The sequence below is a fragment of the Rhizobium sp. SRDI943 genome, assembly GCF_057653695.1.
In genome coordinates this window covers 3,915,001-3,932,996 of record NZ_CM172787.1, presented here as the reverse complement: position 1 = coordinate 3,932,996, position 17,996 = coordinate 3,915,001, and the positions used below count along the sequence as shown (strand labels likewise).

Annotated in this window: 19 protein-coding genes (1 of these 19 running past the window's edge); 15 read left to right on the top strand and 4 right to left on the bottom strand. The window is 62.1% G+C overall.

Features of this window, described 5'->3' with window-relative positions; all coding sequences use genetic code 11:
* Positions 1-16 precede the first annotated feature (16 nt).
* On the bottom strand, positions 17-250 hold the full coding sequence (locus AC245Y_RS19820) for a hypothetical protein (protein ID WP_171815669.1): 234 nt from the start codon (positions 248-250) through the stop codon (positions 17-19).
* Between AC245Y_RS19820 and argJ the strand changes: the two genes are divergently transcribed.
* The 5 genes from argJ to AC245Y_RS19795 all read left to right on the top strand — a co-directional run bounded on the left by argJ (position 180) and on the right by AC245Y_RS19795 (position 3,302).
* The gene (argJ, locus tag AC245Y_RS19815) at positions 180-1,421 is read left to right on the top strand and encodes a bifunctional glutamate N-acetyltransferase/amino-acid acetyltransferase ArgJ (protein ID WP_012759143.1); all 1,242 of its coding nucleotides are present in this window, start codon (positions 180-182) and stop codon (positions 1,419-1,421) included. The two genes, AC245Y_RS19820 and argJ, sit on opposite strands and share 71 nt — an antisense overlap.
* Positions 1,402-2,208, top strand: coding sequence for a GNAT family N-acetyltransferase (locus AC245Y_RS19810; RefSeq protein ID WP_017995299.1), 807 nt, complete (start codon positions 1,402-1,404; stop codon positions 2,206-2,208). The genes argJ and AC245Y_RS19810 overlap by 20 nt, the downstream gene beginning before the upstream one ends.
* The gene (gene mutT, locus AC245Y_RS19805) at positions 2,205-2,618 is read left to right on the top strand and encodes an 8-oxo-dGTP diphosphatase MutT (RefSeq protein WP_012759141.1); all 414 of its coding nucleotides are present in this window, start codon (positions 2,205-2,207) and stop codon (positions 2,616-2,618) included. The genes AC245Y_RS19810 and mutT overlap by 4 nt, the downstream gene beginning before the upstream one ends.
* Before the next feature lie 126 nt (positions 2,619-2,744).
* A complete protein-coding gene (locus tag AC245Y_RS19800) occupies positions 2,745-3,062 on the top strand; it encodes a hypothetical protein (RefSeq protein WP_003543245.1) in 318 nt (105 codons plus the stop codon).
* Positions 3,063-3,134: 72 nt separating this feature from the next.
* Positions 3,135-3,302 (top strand): Flp family type IVb pilin, encoded by a 168-nt coding sequence (locus AC245Y_RS19795; RefSeq protein ID WP_026157487.1) that lies wholly within the window; start codon positions 3,135-3,137, stop codon positions 3,300-3,302.
* Between the two features lie 75 nt (positions 3,303-3,377).
* On the opposite strand, the gene AC245Y_RS19790 is transcribed toward AC245Y_RS19795, so the two are convergent.
* Positions 3,378-4,262, bottom strand: coding sequence for a methyltransferase domain-containing protein (locus AC245Y_RS19790; RefSeq protein WP_026157486.1), 885 nt, complete (start codon positions 4,260-4,262; stop codon positions 3,378-3,380).
* A gap of 77 nt (positions 4,263-4,339) precedes the next feature.
* Here AC245Y_RS19790 and AC245Y_RS19785 point away from each other — a divergent pair, with 77 nt between their 5' ends.
* Genes AC245Y_RS19785 through AC245Y_RS19770 form a run of 4 tightly spaced genes read left to right on the top strand, consistent with a single transcriptional unit; the run spans position 4,340 to position 6,698 of the window.
* Complete coding sequence (locus tag AC245Y_RS19785; RefSeq protein WP_017995296.1) at positions 4,340-5,116, top strand: ComF family protein; 777 nt, start codon at positions 4,340-4,342, stop codon at positions 5,114-5,116.
* A gap of 31 nt (positions 5,117-5,147) precedes the next feature.
* Positions 5,148-5,405 (top strand): glutaredoxin 3, encoded by a 258-nt coding sequence (grxC, locus tag AC245Y_RS19780; RefSeq protein WP_017995295.1) that lies wholly within the window; start codon positions 5,148-5,150, stop codon positions 5,403-5,405.
* A 10-nt stretch (positions 5,406-5,415) separates the two neighbouring features.
* Positions 5,416-6,273 carry a carbon-nitrogen hydrolase family protein gene (locus AC245Y_RS19775; protein WP_017995294.1) on the top strand — a complete coding sequence of 286 codons (858 nt, stop codon included), beginning with the start codon at positions 5,416-5,418 and terminating at the stop codon, positions 6,271-6,273.
* Entirely contained in the window at positions 6,270-6,698 is a 429-nt protein-coding gene (locus AC245Y_RS19770; RefSeq protein ID WP_012759135.1) for a DUF1178 family protein, read from the top strand. The genes AC245Y_RS19775 and AC245Y_RS19770 overlap by 4 nt, the downstream gene beginning before the upstream one ends.
* Before the next feature lie 76 nt (positions 6,699-6,774).
* On the opposite strand, the gene ubiG is transcribed toward AC245Y_RS19770, so the two are convergent.
* Entirely contained in the window at positions 6,775-7,521 is a 747-nt protein-coding gene (ubiG, locus tag AC245Y_RS19765) for a bifunctional 2-polyprenyl-6-hydroxyphenol methylase/3-demethylubiquinol 3-O-methyltransferase UbiG (protein WP_017995293.1), read from the bottom strand.
* A gap of 297 nt (positions 7,522-7,818) precedes the next feature.
* Here ubiG and AC245Y_RS19760 point away from each other — a divergent pair, with 297 nt between their 5' ends.
* The 6 genes from AC245Y_RS19760 to clpB all read left to right on the top strand — a co-directional run bounded on the left by AC245Y_RS19760 (position 7,819) and on the right by clpB (position 17,381).
* The gene (locus tag AC245Y_RS19760) at positions 7,819-9,093 is read left to right on the top strand and encodes an aspartate kinase (RefSeq protein WP_017995292.1); all 1,275 of its coding nucleotides are present in this window, start codon (positions 7,819-7,821) and stop codon (positions 9,091-9,093) included.
* A gap of 89 nt (positions 9,094-9,182) precedes the next feature.
* The gene (gene ptsP, locus AC245Y_RS19755; RefSeq protein ID WP_017995291.1) at positions 9,183-11,450 is read left to right on the top strand and encodes a phosphoenolpyruvate--protein phosphotransferase; all 2,268 of its coding nucleotides are present in this window, start codon (positions 9,183-9,185) and stop codon (positions 11,448-11,450) included.
* A 29-nt stretch (positions 11,451-11,479) separates the two neighbouring features.
* Positions 11,480-12,559, top strand: coding sequence for a peptide chain release factor 1 (gene prfA, locus AC245Y_RS19750; RefSeq protein WP_012759131.1), 1,080 nt, complete (start codon positions 11,480-11,482; stop codon positions 12,557-12,559).
* On the top strand, positions 12,556-13,416 hold the full coding sequence (gene prmC / locus AC245Y_RS19745) for a peptide chain release factor N(5)-glutamine methyltransferase (protein ID WP_017995290.1): 861 nt from the start codon (positions 12,556-12,558) through the stop codon (positions 13,414-13,416). Before prfA ends, prmC begins: the two co-directional genes overlap by 4 nt.
* 342 nt (positions 13,417-13,758) lie before the next feature.
* A complete protein-coding gene (locus tag AC245Y_RS19740) occupies positions 13,759-14,529 on the top strand; it encodes a DUF4167 domain-containing protein (protein WP_017995289.1) in 771 nt (256 codons plus the stop codon).
* Positions 14,530-14,780: 251 nt separating this feature from the next.
* Complete coding sequence (gene clpB, locus AC245Y_RS19735; RefSeq protein ID WP_012759128.1) at positions 14,781-17,381, top strand: ATP-dependent chaperone ClpB; 2,601 nt, start codon at positions 14,781-14,783, stop codon at positions 17,379-17,381.
* A gap of 99 nt (positions 17,382-17,480) precedes the next feature.
* On the opposite strand, the gene AC245Y_RS19730 is transcribed toward clpB, so the two are convergent.
* Positions 17,481-17,996 carry the final stretch of a M23 family metallopeptidase gene (locus AC245Y_RS19730; protein WP_017995288.1) on the bottom strand. The gene runs 1,425 nt beyond the window's last position, so 516 of the gene's 1,941 nt are visible here — the last part of the coding sequence; its start codon lies beyond the right edge, outside the window; the stop codon is at positions 17,481-17,483.

Below are 17,996 nucleotides of genomic sequence, written 5' to 3'. Positions count from 1 at the left end.
TTGGGGCCTGATCGGTCTAAAGTCTGACATCCAGATCTAAATCAAAGAATTTGAGCATGATGTCGTTCGAAAACCGCTGACACTTTTCGGCATCATGCTCTGGCATCGTTTGTTGTCGCATTTCCGGACGGCGAACCGGTTTCCATTTCGCCTGGAAATGCTCATTGGCAGGTCTCATCATGTCCGGTTCCGTCTCTCCGCTCGCTCCGAAATCCTTCGTCTCGATGCCACCGTTGCGCGGTGTGCGCATGGCGACGGCTTCCGCAGGCATCAAGTACAAGAACCGGACCGACGTGCTGCTGATGGTCTTCGACAGGCCGGCGGCTGTTGCGGGCGTTTTTACCCGCTCGAAGTGCCCGTCGGCGCCGGTGGATTTCTGCCGGGCCAATCTCTCCCATGGCAGCGCCCGCGCCGTCGTCGTCAACTCAGGCAATGCCAATGCCTTCACCGGCCTGAAGGGCCGCCAGGCGACCGCGCTGACGGCGAAGTCGGCTGCCGGTGCCGTCGGCTGCGCCGAAAACGAGGTCTATCTGGCCTCGACCGGGGTCATCGGCGAGCCGCTCGATGCCACCAAATTCGCAGGCGTTCTGGATGGGATGCAGGGCGAAGCGACCGGCGATTTCTGGTTCGAGGCCGCCAAGGCGATCATGACGACCGACACCTATCCGAAGGTTTCGACCCGCAGCGCCGAGATCGGCGGCGTGGCCGTGACGATCAACGGTATCGCCAAGGGCGCCGGCATGATCGCGCCCGATATGGCGACGATGCTCTCCTTCGTCGTCACCGATGCCGACATCGCGCCTGCCGCGTTGCAGGCGCTTCTGTCTGACGGCGTCGGCCCGACGTTCAATTCCATGACCGTCGATAGCGACACCTCCACCTCGGACACACTGATGCTGTTTGCGACGGGTGCTGCGGCCGAGGACGGTCAGGCCCGCATCGAACGCGCCGACGACCCGCGCCTTGCCGCCTTCCGGGCCGCACTCAACGAAGTGCTGAAGGATCTGTCGCTACAGGTGGTGCGCGATGGCGAGGGCGCCACCAAGATGCTCGAAATCACCGTGACGGGTGCCGAGAGCGATGCCGCCGCCAAGCGCATCGCGCTGTCGATTGCCAATTCGCCACTGGTCAAGACCGCGGCCGCCGGCGAAGACGCCAATTGGGGCCGTATCGTCATGGCCGTCGGTAAATCCGGCGAGATGGCCGATCGCGACCGGCTCGCCATCTGGTTCGGCGATATCCGGGTCGCCGTCAACGGCGAGCGTGATCCCGATTATTCCGAGGCGGCCGCCTCGGACGTCATGAAGGCGCAGGATATCCCCGTCAAAGTCGATATCGGGCTCGGCGCCGGCACGGCAACGGTCTGGACCTGCGACCTCACCAAGGAATATGTTGCCATCAATGGCGACTATCGGAGCTGATCGTTCATTGGCGCAGGCATCCATTTCCTCACACAATCTGCCGCTGGTGCGCAGGCTGGAGGCCGTCGGCTTCCGCGCCTGGCCGGCGGCATCCGTGCAATATGATGGCAGCTGGCAGGTACGGCTGACGGCCGGTCACCCGTCCAACCGGCTGAACTCGATCGTGCCGCTCGATCCTTCGGATCATCGCGACGTCGAAATCCGCCTGGAAAAGGCGAGCCGGAAGTTTGAAGCCTATGGCCGCGCCGCCGTGGTCCGCCAGACGCCGCTTGCCTCGCCGGTGCTAATCGAACTTCTGCGCGCGCAGAACTGGACGCGCTTCGACGATACGGTGGTGATGACCTGCGACCTTGCCGAGGCAGAGCTGCCGGATACGCTCGATCACCTGCCGACCCATGATGTCGGCCGTTTCGTCGACGCCAACCTCGCCGTCGACCAGGCGCCACCGAGGCTGAAGCCGGCGCTTGCCGAGATCATTTCGGCGATCAAGCCGCCATCCGGCCTGTTCATGATCGAGAACGCGGCGGACGGCCCGCTTGCGACCGTGCTCTGCGTCCAGGACAACGACCTCGCCGGCATCATGTCGCTTTCAGTCTCCGAGGCGCGGCGGCGCGAAGGGCTCGGCACCGAAATCCTGACCTCGGCGCTACGCTGGGCGCGCATGCGCAGCGCCCGTTCGGCCTGGCTGCAGGTGAAGCTGTCCAATCGCCCGGCCATCGCACTCTACGAGCGCCTCGGTTTTCGCGACGCCTATCATTATTGCTATTGGCAAAAGGAGCCGCGATGAGCGAGGCGGGCCGGAAGATATTGCTGGTCGCCGCCTGTGCGCTGATCGATGCCGATGGACGTATCCTGTTGGCACAGCGCCCCGAGGGAAAGTCGCTCGCCGGGCTCTGGGAGTTTCCCGGCGGCAAGGTCGAGCCGGGTGAGACGCCGGAGGAAACGCTGGTGCGCGAGCTCGAGGAAGAACTCGGCATCAATACCAAGATCGCCTGCCTTGCGCCGCTGACCTTCGCCAGCCACTCCTACGAGACCTTCCACCTTTTGATGCCGCTTTATATCTGCCGGCGCTATGAGGGCATTCCCCAGGGCCGCGAGGGTCAGGCGCTGAAATGGGTGCGCCCGCAGGCGCTGCGCGATTATCCGATGCCGCCGGCCGACGAGCCGCTCATCCCGATGTTGCAGGATTTACTTTAGCATTGTCTGATTATTATTGTGCCACGCCATTTTCGGCTGTGGATATTAATGGATCGTTTAACACCTTCTGCCAAAGATCGGCCTCAATCAAGCATCTGGCGTGCGTGTATTAAAAGGCTTGACGTCATGGACGATGATTTCTGGAAAGCTGTCCGGGAAAAGGAACGGGCCTCGTCTGCCTCGCGCAGGACGGGTGCGCTGAATATCGCCCTTCTGTTCGGCACGGCAGTGGTCGCGTTGACGCTCATCCTGACGCCAATGCTTGCGGATTCCTCGAAGAAAAGCGTCTTTGCCAGTGCTCCGGCGGATTTCGATACGATCACGACAGGATCGATCCCGAAGAGCGAAAGCGGCAAGCGTTATACGATCCGCCGCAGCGTCCTCCAGGATACGCCCGGCTCGGTCTGCGTCGTCCAGGGCTACGGCGTCGGCGCCGGTTGCTGAAAAATGCCGGCCATCGTCCCGATGGTCGTGGAATTGGTCGTTTATTGTCGGTTTCGCGCAGCGGGTGGGGTCATGCGTCTTTTGAAAGCATTTATTGCAGATACCAGAGGTGCGACGGCGATCGAGTATGGTCTGGTCGCCGCCCTCATTGGCGGCGCTCTCGTCTCCGCTCTTGGAATCTTCAGCGGCAGCCTGCAGGGGATTTTCAACGTGATCGGCAACAATCTGCCTGCGAATTGAAGACGCAGCCGGCTAAATTAAAGAGTTGGAGCATGATGTTGTCCGAAAACCGCTCACACTTTTCGGCATCATGCTCTATTGCCTGAGCTTGTGCTCGTCCACCTTCAGCGCATCGGCGAGGCGCGCCTTGGCTGAACCGGGCTTCAGCGGCTTTTGCTGGCTCTCGTGCGCAGCCCATCCCGAGACATAGATGATCGAGAAGGTGGCGCGGATGCGTCCGTCGGGATCGGCATAGCGTTCGGCGTAGATCTCCGCTGCGCGCAGGAAGAAAGCGCGCGTCAGCGGCATGCGGCCGCGGGCTGCAAGCGGATTGCTCATGCCCATCGCTCTCAGATCCCGCATCAGCGGAAAGAGCGAATCATAACGTACCGTGTAGTTCTCCGCGTCGATCACCGGCAGCGTGAAGCCGGCGCGTTGCATGAGATTGCCGACATCGCGCACATCGGCGAAGGGAATGACACGCGGGCTTGCGCCACCCGTCATCTCGACCTCGGCGGCCAGCAGCACCTCGCGCAGTTCCTGCAACGTGCCGGCGCCGGGGATCGCCGCCAGAAACAGGCCATCCGGCTTCAGGGCGCGGCGGATCTGGATGAAGACGCCCGGCGTATCGTTGGTCAGATGCAGGCTGAGCGGCGCAAGGATGAGATTGACCGATTGCGGTTCGAGCGGCACGTCCTCGAGCGGCGCCTCGATCAAGTTTTCGCCTGGCCCGGCATAGGCCTTGTCGCTTTCGACGCGGATCATCGTGCCGATCTTGCCCGTCGCCAGTGCGGCCCGGGCGGCAGCACCGGTCGCGCCATGCAGTTCGACGGCGGTCTCGAAAGTCCGCTCGACGACCGTAAGCCTCTCGGCCATTTCCTCAGCGGCGATGTCGAGCAGGAAGGCGGCTTTCGGGTCGTTGTTTACAAGCGCGCGGCGGCGATGTGCGGCGATCAGGGCTCTGTCGAAGATCGTTTCCATGGCGATGTCCTTAGTCTCGTGCCGCCTGTGCGGCAAGACGATTTTCCTTTCGCGAAGAACACGCTAGTCTCTGCGGCATGGGCCTGATCAACATCGAAAAACCGTCAGAGTTCCTGCGGACGCATCTCTTGCGGCCGTTTTCGGCGCTTGCTGATTTCTTTTATCCGCCCGCCTGCTCGGTCTGCGGCATTTCCACCGGCGGCCATCGCGGGCTCTGCGCGAAATGCTGGTCCGGTATCCGCTTCATCGAACGGCCCTATTGCGAGGTGCTCGGCATTCCCTTCTCGCATGATCTCGGCGCCGGCATCCTCAGTGCTGAGGCGATCGCCAACCCGCCGCCCTTCGACCGGCTGCGGTCGGCGGCGACCCACGACCGTGCCGTCCGCGATCTCGTTCATGGGCTCAAATATCGCGATCGCACCGATCTGGCGCCGATGATGGCCGCCTGGATGCTGCGCGCTTCCGACGGGACGGTCGAGAGCTGCGATGCGCTGATCCCGGTGCCGCTGCACCGTAGCCGTATGCTGACGCGCAAGTTCAACCAGGCAGCAGAGCTTGCCCGCCATATGGCAAGGCTCTCGGGCAAGCCGCTGCTTGCCGCCACGCTTATGCGCGTCAAGCGCACCAGCCAGCAGGTCGGCCTTGGCGCCAAGGCGCGCGAAGACAATGTCAGGGGCGCTTTTGCGATCGCCAAGGGTTGCGAAAACGACATTTTCGGCAAGCGCATCGTCCTTATCGACGACGTCTATACAACGGGGGCGACGGTCGCCGCGGCAAGCCGGACACTGCGCAAGGCGGGTGCGGCCGAGATAACGGTTTTGACCTTTGCAAGGGCTCTCTCCGAGCCTATATGACAGAAATACCCGGCATCGGTCTGGAGAGATTATGGTACCCGTCACCATCTATACACGGCAGTTCTGCGGCTATTGCACCCGCGCCAAGTCCCTTCTCGAAGAAAAGGGTGTCGAATATGTCGAGCACGACGCGACCTTTTCGCCGGATCTTCGCCGGGAGATGATCGGCAAGTCGAACGGGCGTACCACTTTTCCGCAGATCTTCATCGGCGCCGATCATGTCGGCGGTTGCGACGATCTCTTTGCGCTCGATCGGGCCGGCAAGCTCGACCCGTTGCTGGCGGCTTGAGGAAGAACCGATGAGCTTCAAGGCCGCCGCTGTCCAGATGTGCTCCGGGGTCGATCCGGTGAAGAACGCCGCCGCGATGGCGCGGCTGGTGCGCGAGGCCGCTGGCCAGGGCGCGACCTATGTGCAGACTCCCGAGATGACCGGCATGCTGCAGCGCGACCGTACAGCGGCACGCGCCGTGCTTGCCGACGAAGCGCATGATATCATCGTCAAGACCGGCTCAGAGCTCGCCATAGAACTCGGCATCTACATGCATGTCGGTTCGACGGCGATTGCCCTTGCCGATGGCAAGATCGCCAATCGCGGTTTCCTGTTCGGTCCCGACGGCAGGGTTCTCAATCGCTACGACAAGATCCACATGTTCGACGTCGACCTCGACAATGGCGAGAGCTGGCGTGAAAGTGCGGCCTATACGGCCGGCTCGGAGGCCCGCGTCCTGTCGCTGCCTTTTGCCGAAATGGGCTTTGCGATCTGTTACGACGTGCGGTTTCCCGCGCTCTTCCGCGCCCAGGCGGTGGCCGGCGCCGAGGTGATGACAGTTCCTGCCGCCTTCACCAAGCAGACCGGCGAGGCGCATTGGGAGATCCTGCTCAGGGCACGCGCGATCGAGAACGGGGTCTTCGTCATCGCCGCCGCGCAGGCCGGCCGGCATGAGGACGGGCGCGAGACCTTCGGCCATTCGATGATCATCGATCCCTGGGGCACGGTTTTGGCGTCGGCCGGCGCCACCGGCGAGGCGGTTATGGTCGCCGAGATTGATCCCGCCGCGGTCAAGGCCGCACATGACAAGATCCCGAACCTGAGGAATGGTCGGGAATTCTCGGTCGAGAAGATTGCGGGGGCAATCGCCGGAGGCGTCGCCGCTTGATCCGCTATTCCCTCACCTGTGACAATGCCCATGAATTCGAAGGCTGGTTTTCGGAAAGCGCCGATTTCGATCGTCAGGTCGAAACCGGTTTCCTGACCTGCCCGGTCTGTCATTCCGCCGCCATTTCCAAGCTGTTGATGGCGCCTTCGGTGTCGACCGCGCGCGGGAAGGACGAGAGGCAGACGCTGGCGATGGATGCCATGCGCCGCGAGGCCCTGCAAAAACTCAAGGAGGCCGTTGCGGCGGTCAAGGCGAATTCCGAGGACGTCGGCACGCAGTTTCCCGAGGAAGCCCGCAAGATCCATTACGGCGAGGCGGATGCCCGCGGTATCATCGGCCACGCGACGGTCGACGAGGCGCAGGCGCTCTTGGAAGAAGGCATCGAGATCGCGGCCATTCCCGTTTTGCCGGAGGACGTGAACTGACATGCAGTCGGCGCGTCTGGCCGCCTATCTGCATCTCGCGCTGCTGAAAGTGTAGCCGGCTTATTGACGGCGCGAACTATGCCGACCGCTTCGCCAGCAGCATATAATTCACGTCCATATCCTTGGACAGGTTCCATTGGTTCGACAGCGGATTGAAGAAGACGCCGGTGCGGTCGCTGATCTCAAGGCCGCTTGCCACCAGCGGCTTTTCCAGTTCTTCCGGACGTACCAGTTTTTCGTACTGATGCGTGCCGCGCGGCAGCCAGCGCAGAATGTTCTCGGCGGCGAAGATGGCAAGCGCTGCCGCCTTCATCGTGCGGTTGATGGTGGCAACGAAGATCAGGCCGCCGGGGCGGACCATTTTCGCGCAGGTGGTCATGAAGAATTCTACATCGGCGACGTGCTCGACAACCTCCATGTTCAAGACGATATCGAAGGTCTCGCCAGCCTCAGTGAGTTCCTCGGCGGTGACGGCGCGATAGTCGACCGAAACGCCGGAGGCCTTCGCATGGGTGGAGGCGATGCCGATATTCTTCTCGGACGGATCGGCGCCGACGACGGAGGCGCCCATGCGGGCGACAGGTTCGGACAACAGGCCGCCGCCGCAGCCGATATCGAGCACGCGCAGGCCTTCGAGCGGGCGCGCGCTTTTCGGATCACGGCTAAAATTCTCGCAGGCTTTGTCGCGGATATAGGCGAGCCGGACGGGATTGAATTTGTGCAGCGGCTTGAACTTGCCGGTCGGGCTCCACCATTCCGCCGCCATCGCCGAGAAGCGGTCCACTTCGCCCTGGTCGATCGTGCTTTTGGCGGTTTCCGTCATCGTCCACTCCTTCATTCGTGACATGTGAAGTCGGATGATCGGGGGCATAAGTCAAGGGGCGCGGATTAGGGGACTGACAAGCACGGAGCCGCTCGCCAATAGCTTTTGTCGCGCGCGCTTGCCTCCCCCCGCCAAACTCGCTAAGAGACGCCGCAACTTGGGGCCTTTGGGGCCTGGGCTTTTAGAGCGGTTCCAGAAGTTGGGAATCCGGCTCTCTGGCCCAAACGGTCTGCCCCAGAGCTTTCGTGATGCCGGGTCCGGTTTTCCGCTTCCCGGCGCCAGTCGTGGTAGAGGCATATGGCACGCATTGTAATGAAATTCGGCGGCACGTCCGTCGCTGACCTGGACCGCATCAAGAACGTTGCCCGCCATGTAAAACGCGAAGTCGATGCCGGGCACGAGGTGGCGGTGGTGGTGTCGGCTATGTCCGGCAAGACCAATGAACTGGTCGGCTGGGTCCAGGGCACGCCGAAGGTGATCGGCGCCAATTCTCCGTTCTACGATGCGCGGGAATATGATGCGGTGGTCGCATCGGGTGAGCAGGTGACCTCCGGTCTGCTGGCGATCGCATTGCAGGCGATGGATATCAATGCGCGTTCCTGGCAGGGATGGCAGATCCCGATCCGCACCGACAACGCGCACGGCGCGGCACGGATCATGGAGATCGACGGTTCTGACATCGTCAAACGGATGGGCGAGGGGCAGGTCGCCGTGATCTCCGGCTTCCAGGGGCTGGGACCCGACAACCGTATCGCGACGCTCGGGCGCGGCGGGTCGGACACTTCGGCCGTCGCAATCGCGGCAGCTGTCAAGGCGGATCGCTGCGATATCTATACCGATGTCGACGGCGTCTACACGACCGACCCGCGCATCGTGCCAAAGGCGCGCAGGCTGAAGAAGATCGCCTTCGAGGAAATGCTGGAAATGGCCTCGCTCGGCGCCAAGGTACTGCAGGTGCGCTCGGTCGAGCTTGCCATGGTACACAAGGTGCGCACCTTCGTGCGCTCATCATTCGAAGATCCCGATGCTCCGGGCATGGGCGATCTGTTGAACCCGCCCGGAACGCTGATTTGTGACGAGGAAGAAATCGTGGAACAGGAAGTAGTCACCGGCATCGCCTATGCCAAGGATGAGGCTCAGATCTCGCTTCGCCGTCTTGCCGACCGGCCGGGCGTTTCCGCGGCGATCTTCGGGCCGCTCGCCGAATCCCATATCAATGTCGACATGATCGTCCAGAATATTTCCGAGGACGGGTCGAAGACCGACATGACCTTCACCGTGCCATCAGGCGACGTCGAGAAGGCGATCAAGGTGCTCGGCGACCATAAGGAGAAGATCGGCTACGATGTCGTGCAGAACGAATCGGGGCTGGTGAAAGTATCGGTCATCGGCATCGGCATGCGCAGCCATGCGGGCGTTGCCGCTACCGCATTTCGTGCACTTGCCGAAAAAGGCATCAACATCAAGGCGATCACCACCTCCGAGATCAAGATTTCCATCCTGATCGACGGTCCCTATGCAGAACTCGCTGTCAGGACTTTGCATTCCTGCTACGGTCTGGATAAGAATTGATTCCCAGTGGGCGGCCTGCCCCTTCAGGTTGAGGAGACGAGGGCCGGCCCGCCGGGACTGAGTGCGTTGTTTCGGGAGCTTGAGACGCCATGAGAGACCTTTCCGGCGGTCCGCGCGTGCTGCTCAGGCGGCTGCGCGAGTTGATGGCGGAGCCGCTGGAGCCGCAGGATCGTCTTGACCGGATCGTCCGCCAGATCGCCGGCAACATGGTGGCGGAGGTTTGCTCCGTCTATGTGCTGCGCGCCGACGGTGTCCTCGAACTCTATGCAACCGAAGGCCTCAACCGCGAGGCCGTGCATCTGGCGCAACTGAAGATGGGGCAGGGCCTGGTCGGCACGATCGCGGCCTCGGCCCAGCCGCTCAACCTTTCCGACGCGCAGTCGCACCCTGCCTTCCGCTACCTGCCGGAAACGGGCGAAGAGATCTACCATTCCTTCCTCGGCGTGCCGATCCTCAGGACCGGGCGCTCGCTCGGTGTTCTCGTTGTGCAGAACAAGGCGAGCCGCAATTATCGCGAGGAAGAGCTGGAAGCGCTCGAGACGACGGCGATGGTGCTTGCAGAGATGATCGCCACCGGCGAGCTCAAGAAGATCACCAAGCCCGGCCTCGAACTCGACCTGACGCGTTCGGTCACCGTCGACGGCGACACTTATAATGACGGTATCGGCCTCGGTTACGTCGTGCTGCACGAGCCGCGCATCGTCGTCACCAATCTGCTGAACGAGGATGCCGAGAAGGAAATCCGGCGGCTGGCCGAAGCCATGGGCTCGCTGCGGATCTCGATCGACGACATGCTGTCGCGTCGCGACGTGTCGATGGAGGGCGAACACCGCGAGGTGCTCGAAACCTATCGCATGTTTGCGCATGACCAGGGCTGGGTGCGCAAGCTCGAGGAGGCGATCCGCAACGGCCTGACGGCGGAAGCAGCAGTCGAGAAGGTGCAGAGCGACACCAAGGCGCGGATGATGCGGTTGACCGACCCTTATCTGCGCGAACGCATGCATGATTTCGAGGATCTGGCGAACCGTTTGCTCAGACAGTTGACCGGTTATACCGGTCGGACGACCGGCGAAGGTTTCCCCAGCGATGCGATCGTCCTGGCGCGCGCCATGGGAGCAGCCGAACTGCTCGATTATCCACGTGCCAATGTGCGCGGGCTGGTGCTGGAAGAAGGGGCGGTAACGAGCCACGTGGTGATCGTTGCGCGGGCCATGGGCATTCCGGTCATCGGTCAGGCGGCGGGCGTGGTGGCGCTCGCCGAGAACGGCGATGCTGTGATCATCGATGCCGACGAGGGACATGTGCATCTGCGGCCGATGGCCGATCACCGGCGCTCCTACGAGGAAAAGGTTCGCTTCCGCGCCAGACGGCAGGAGCAGTTCCGGGCGCTGCGCGCCGTCGAGCCGGTGACCAAGGATGGGCAGCGGATCGCGCTGATGATGAATGCCGGCCTGCTGGTCGACCTGCCGCAGCTTTCGGAATCGGGCGCCGAGGGCATCGGCCTTTTCCGCACCGAGCTGCAGTTCATGATCGCCTCCACCATGCCGAAGGCGGAGGAGCAGGAGCAGTTCTACCGCAATGTGATAAAGCAGGCGGCGGGCCGCACTGTCACCTTCCGTACGCTCGATATCGGCGGCGACAAGGTCGTGCCCTATTTCCGTGGCCATGAGGAAGAAAATCCCGCCCTCGGCTGGCGCGCCATCCGGTTGTCGCTCGACCGGCCGGGTCTGTTGCGCACCCAGTTGCGTGCTCTGCTGAAGGCATCGGCCGACACCGAGCTGAAGCTGATGGTGCCGATGGTGACCGAGGTTTCCGAGCTGAAGATGGTGCGCGAGCTCTTGCAGAAGGAAGTGCAGCATCTGTCGCGCTTCGGCCACGGGCTGCCGCGCAAGCTGCAATTCGGCGCGATGCTGGAGGTGCCTGCATTGCTCTGGCAGCTCGATGAACTGATGGAGGCGGTCGATTTCGTCTCGGTAGGTTCGAACGACCTCTTCCAGTTCTCGATGGCGGTCGATCGCGGCAATGCGCGGGTTTCGGACCGCTTCGATCCGCTCGGCAAGCCGTTCTTACGCATCCTGCGCGATATCGTACGCGGGGCGGACCGGAACAAGACACCGGTGACGCTCTGCGGCGAACTCGCCAGCAAACCGATCTCGGCGATGGCGCTGCTCGGCATCGGCTTCCGCTCGATTTCGATGTCGCCGGCCTCGATCGGGCCGGTGAAGGCGATGCTGCTCGGGCTGGATGTCGGGGCACTGACGAAGGCGATGGACGAGGTGCTGGACGATCACCACGCCTTGATGCCGATGCGCGAGGTGCTTGCCCGCTTCGCCGAGAGCCACAATATTCCCCTTTAGACAGAGATTAAGAAGAATCGGAGTGAAGGGTGGCGAAGCTTCCCGTTGAAAAGATGCGCGAGCTGGAACGTCGTTTCGGCGAGATCGAGGCGCGCATGTCGGCTGGCCCGGCTGCCGATGTCTATGTGAAGCTCGCATCCGAATATTCCGAGCTGCAGCCTGTCGTGACGAAGATCCGCGTCTATGAGAAGGCGGTCGCCGAGCTTGCCGATCTCGAAACGCTGCTCGAGGACAGGTCGGTCGACCGCGAGATGCGCGAACTCGCCGAGCTGGAGCTGCCCGAGGTGAAAGAGCAGATCGAGGTGCTTGAGCAGGAGATGCAGATCCTGCTTCTGCCGAAGGACGCAGCCGACGAAAAGAGCGCGATCCTCGAAATCCGCGCCGGCACGGGCGGCTCGGAAGCGGCCCTTTTCGCCGGCGATCTCTTTCGCATGTACGAGCGTTTTGCAGCGGAAAAGGGCTGGAAGGTGGAGGTGCTCTCGGCGAGCGAGGGCGAAGCCGGCGGCTACAAGGAAATCATCGCGACGATCACCGGCAGGGGTGTCTTTGCCAAGCTGAAATTCGAATCCGGCGTGCATCGTGTGCAACGCGTGCCGGAAACCGAGGCGGGTGGGCGTATCCATACGTCGGCCGCAACGGTTGCGGTGCTGCCGGAGGCCGAGGAGATCGACATCGAGATCCGAGCCGAAGACATCCGCATCGACACGATGCGCTCTTCGGGTGCTGGCGGCCAGCACGTCAATACGACGGACTCGGCAGTGCGCATCACCCATCTTCCGAGCGGCATCGTCGTCACCAGTTCGGAAAAATCGCAACACCAAAATCGCGCCAAGGCGATGCAGGTGCTGCGCTCCAGGCTTTACGATGCCGAGCGGCAGAGGGCCGATAGCGAGCGCTCTGCCGATCGCAAGAGCCAGGTCGGCTCCGGCGATCGCTCGGAACGTATCCGCACCTATAATTTCCCGCAGGGGCGGGTAACGGACCATCGCATCAATCTGACGCTCTATAAGCTCGACCGGATGATGGAAGGCGAGATCGAGGAGGTCGTCGACGCGCTGATGGCCGATTACCAGGCCAGCCAGCTGGCGCAGCTCGGCGAGCAACAATGAGCTCGACGGTCGCCGATATGCTTGCCGATGCGCGCCGCCGCTTCACCGAAGCAGGTATCGTCGACCCGGCGACCGATGCGCGGCTGCTGGTCGCGGGCCTTCTGAAACTGTCGCCGACCGAGCTGTTGACGCGATCGGCCGAGAGGCTTTCTGCTGAGCAAGCCGAAGCGATTTTCAGGGCGCTGGAGCGGCGCCTCGGTCATGAGCCGGTGCATCGCATTCTCGGCGAGCGGGAATTCTATGGCCTGCCACTTCGGCTCTCGGCGGAAACGCTGGAACCGCGGCCGGATACGGAAATCCTGGTCGATACGGTTCTGGTCTATCTCAAGGACCTTGCAAAGGTGCAAAGCCGTCTCCATATCCTTGACATGGGAACCGGGACGGGGGCGATATGCCTTGCGCTTTTGAGCGACTGTCCTGATGCGTCAGGTGTCGGCAGCGACATATCGGCGGATGCACTTCTGACGGCAAGATCGAATGCAGAAAGAAACGGATTGCAGGATCGTTTTCAGGTCGTACAGTCGAGTTGGTTCGAGAACATCCAGGGATCCTTTCACGCGATTGTCTCAAATCCGCCCTATATTGTTTCCAATGTCATTCACGATCTCGCTCCCGAAGTGACCAAATTTGATCCGGCTGCGGCTCTGGATGGCGGGCCGGATGGGCTTGACGCTTACAAAGCCATAGCCAAGGATGCGGCAAGGTTCATCAGGCCCGATGGGGTCGTCGGACTGGAGATCGGCTACGATCAGCGAAACGACGTGACGGCGATCTTTGAAGCGAAGGGCTTCAGGTGCCTCAAATCCGTAAAAGATTATGGTCAGAACGACAGGGTGCTCGTGTTCGCGCTCGCGTGAGAGACGATAATGCGGCATTGAACAGGACATTATTGTTATTGCGAAGAAAAGGCTTGGATTTCCCGGTGAAGCAATATAGGTTGCGGTCACGTGTTGGGCAGATAGGAATGAACGAGATTCGTTCGGTACTTGGTTTGCCTCGGGGGTCCGCTCTTTTAAACGAGAGTTTCAACGGTTGAACACGACCCAATGCGTGAATCAGTCAAACTGACTTGAGAACCAAGCGGCAGGTCGGCGCAAAGGCGCAGTATGCTCGCGGCACAAAGGTCCTGACCCGGTTTTCCGGTCATGGCGGTTGGTGCCATGTATCCATCACAAACAGAGAATTCAGGTGAACGATCTATGAGGCCAGGACAGCAGAACAAGCGCGGTCGAGGGCGTGGCAACAATAACAACGGCGGCGGTGGCGGCGGCGGTGGAAATAACAATAACAACAATTTCAACCGCAAGGGCGGCAATCCGCTGACCCGGACCTATGACAGCTCCGGCCCCGATGTGAAGATTCGCGGTACTGCGCAGCATATCGCCGAAAAATACGCACAGCTCGCCCGCGACGCCCAAAGCTCCGGCGACCGCGTGATTGCCGAGAATTATCTCCAGCACGCCGAACATTATAATCGTATCATCGCCAGCGCCCAGGCGCAGATGCAGGAACGCTTCCAGCGCGACGATCGCGGCGAGTACAATGATCGCGACGGTGCGGACCGCGACGGCGACGACATGGACAACAATGACAATGAGAATGACAATGACGGCGACGATGTCGTTATCGTCCAGCCGCCGCAGAGCAGGCCGCACCAGCCGCAGCAGAGCAGACAGCACCAGCCGCAGGCACAGCCGAAGCCGGTAGCCGCTCAGGCGCCTGCGCCGGCACCCCAGTCCGAGGTCATCGATGGAACCGGCCCGCAGCCGGAGATCGAAGGCATTCCGGCCGAAGTCGCCATGGACGAGGAAGGTGCCGGCGGCCAGCCGCGCGAACGCCAGCCCCGCCGCCGCAGCACCGGCAGCCGCCCCCGTCGCCCGCGTCGGGGTGCCGAGGGCGAAGAAGCAGCCGCTGAAGGCGAAGGTGCCTCTGCCGAGGCGCCAGTGCTGGCTGACGTCACATCGGAATGAGGATTTCGCTTCCCCTTCAGGGAGAGCGTGACGTTCATGCCATCTACTCGAATTAGCTTGAAAATCCCCGGCCTTGTGCCGGGGATTTTCATTTTATGGGCTCTTTAAACTCGCTGAACAGGCTACCATATTCTCTTCGAACTGCTTCGCCCGAATCCCAGCCGGGCAAAGCGCGACCTGCCTTTTCAGGGGGTCGATCTCAATCATCGGTCTGCGCCTCGTCAGGGCAGGGCGATCCATGGAGGCAGAATATGAATATCGAGAAATATTCGGAGCGGGTGCGCGGTTTCATCCAGTCCGCCCAGACCTATGCGCTGGCGCAGGGTCACCAGCAATTCACGCCCGAACATGTGCTGAAAGTCCTGCTCGACGACGATCAGGGCATGGCGGCGTCGCTGATCGAGCGCGCCGGCGGCGATGCCAAGGCCGCCCGCCTGGCCAATGACGCGGCTCTCGCCAAGTTGCCGAAGATCTCCGGCGGCAACGGCAACATCTATCTGGCACAACCGCTCGCTAAGGTCCTTTCGACCGCCGAAGAAGCGGCGAAGAAGGCCGGCGACAGCTTCGTAACCGTCGAGCGCCTGCTGCAGGCGCTGGCGATCGAATCCTCGGCCTCGACCTTTTCGACGCTGAAGAACGCAGGCGTGACGGCCCAGGGCCTCAACCAGGTCATCAACGACATCCGCAAGGGCCGGACGGCGGATTCCTCCAATGCCGAGCAGGGTTTTGACTCGCTGAAGAAGTTCGCACGCGATCTCACCGCCGAAGCCCGCGAGGGCAAGCTCGACCCGGTGATCGGCCGCGACGACGAAATCCGCCGCACCATCCAGGTGCTTTCGCGCCGTACCAAGAACAATCCAGTGCTGATCGGCGAACCCGGCGTCGGCAAGACGGCGATCGTCGAGGGCCTGGCGCTGCGCATCGTCAACGGTGATGTGCCGGAATCGCTCAAGGACAAGAAGCTGATGGCGCTCGACATGGGCGCGCTGATTGCCGGTGCGAAATACCGCGGCGAATTCGAGGAGCGGCTGAAGGCCGTGCTCAATGAAGTCCAGGCGGAAAACGGCGAGATCATCCTGTTCATCGACGAGATGCACACGCTGGTCGGCGCCGGCAAGGCGGATGGGGCGATGGATGCCTCCAACCTCCTGAAGCCGGCTCTTGCCCGCGGTGAGCTGCATTGCGTCGGCGCGACCACGCTCGACGAATACCGCAAACATGTCGAGAAGGATCCGGCCCTTGCCCGCCGCTTCCAGCCCGTCGTCGTCGATGAACCGACGGTCGAAGACACGATCTCGATCCTGCGCGGCTTGAAGGAAAAATACGAGCAGCATCACAAGGTGCGCATCGCCGATGCGGCGCTGGTGGCTGCGGCGACGCTTTCCAACCGCTATATCACCGATCGTTTCCTGCCGGACAAGGCGATCGACCTGATGGACGAGGCGGCAGCGCGGTTGCGCATGCAGGTGGATTCCAAGCCGGAAGAGCTCGACGAACTCGACCGCCGTATCATGCAGCTGAAGATCGAGCGCGAAGCGCTGAAAAAGGAAACGGACGTCGCGTCTGCCGACCGCCTGAAGCGGCTTGAAACCGAAGTGACCGATCTCGAGGAACAGGCCGATGCGCTGACGGCCCGCTGGCAGGCGGAAAAGCAGAAACTCGGCCTTGCCGCCGATCTCAAGAAGCAGCTCGATGATGCCCGCAACGAACTGGCGATCGCCCAGCGCAAAGGCGAATTCCAGCGTGCCGGCGAGCTGACCTACGGCGTCATTCCCGATCTTGAAAAGCAGCTCGTCGATGCCGAGAAGCAGGATGGCGACCGCGGCGCGATGGTGCAGGAGGTGGTCACCCCCGACAATATCGCCCATATCGTTTCCCGCTGGACCGGCATTCCGGTCGACAGGATGCTGGAGGGCGAACGTGACAAGCTGCTTCGGATGGAAGACGAACTGGCGAAATCGGTGATCGGCCAAGGCGATGCGGTTCAGGCCGTGTCGCGCGCCGTCCGCCGCGCGCGCGCCGGCCTGCAGGATCCGAACCGGCCGATCGGCTCGTTCATCTTCCTCGGCCCGACCGGCGTCGGCAAGACGGAGCTCACCAAGGCGCTCGCCCGCTTCCTCTTCGACGACGAAACGGCGATGGTGCGCATGGACATGTCGGAATATATGGAGAAGCACTCCGTTGCCCGGCTGATCGGTGCACCTCCCGGCTATGTCGGTTATGACGAAGGCGGAGCGCTGACGGAAGCCGTGCGTCGCAGACCCTATCAGGTCGTGCTGTTCGACGAGATCGAAAAGGCGCATCCCGACGTCTTCAACATCCTGCTGCAGGTGCTGGACGATGGACGCCTGACCGACGGTCAGGGCCGGACGGTCGATTTCCGCAACACGATGATCATCATGACCTCGAACCTCGGCGCCGAATATCTGACGCAACTGAGGGATGGCGACGACAGCGACACGGTTCGCGAGCAGGTGATGGAGGTCGTGCGCGGGCATTTCCGGCCGGAATTCCTGAATCGCATCGACGAGATCATTCTGTTCCATCGCTTGAAGCGCGAGGAGATGGGCGCGATCGTCGATATCCAGCTGAAGCGGCTGGTGGCTTTGCTGTCCGAGCGCAAGATCATCATCGATCTCGACGAGGAAGCCCGGCACTGGCTGGCGAACAAGGGTTACGATCCGGTCTACGGCGCAAGGCCGCTGAAGCGGGTGATCCAGAAGTTCGTGCAGGATCCGCTGGCCGAGCAGATCCTGTCCGGCCAGGTGCCGGATGGATCGACGGTGACGGTGACGAGCGGTTCGGACCGGCTGCAGTTCAGGACGAGGCAGACGGTGAGCGAAGCAGCGTAAATCCAGTTTGCCGGATGAATGAGAAATGGCGGCTTCGGCCGCCATTTTTCGTTGGATGGTCGGGGCCGTTTGTTGGAGGGGAAGCAGCGTAGATGGACGCTACTTGCTCGCCACCTGGTCCGGCGTCTGGTTGTTGAGCAGCGTATCGATGCGTTTGCGCTCGTCTTCGAATTTCGCCAGCGCCTCGCCCTGCAGCGATTTGCCGCCCGGCAGGCGGATGCGCAGCGGATCAACCTTGGTGCCGTTGACGATCAGCTCGTAATGCAGGTGAGGGCCGGTGGATTCGCCCGTCGTGCCGACCCAGCCGATCACCTGGCCCTGGCGGATCTTGGCACCGGGGACGACGCCCTTGGCGATGGCGCTCTGGTGATTGTAGGAGGATTCATAGCCGTTGGCATGGCGCACGATCGTCTGGTTGCCGTAACCGCCGGAATCCCAGCCGGCTTTTTCGACCGTGCCGTTGCCGGCGGCGATGATCGCCGTGCCGCGCGGTGCAGCCCAATCGACGCCGGTGTGCATGCGGGCAAAACCGAGGATCGGATGGCGGCGCATGCCGAAGCCCGATTTGAAGATGCCGTTCGGAACCGGGTTACGCAGCAGGAACTGGCGGATGCT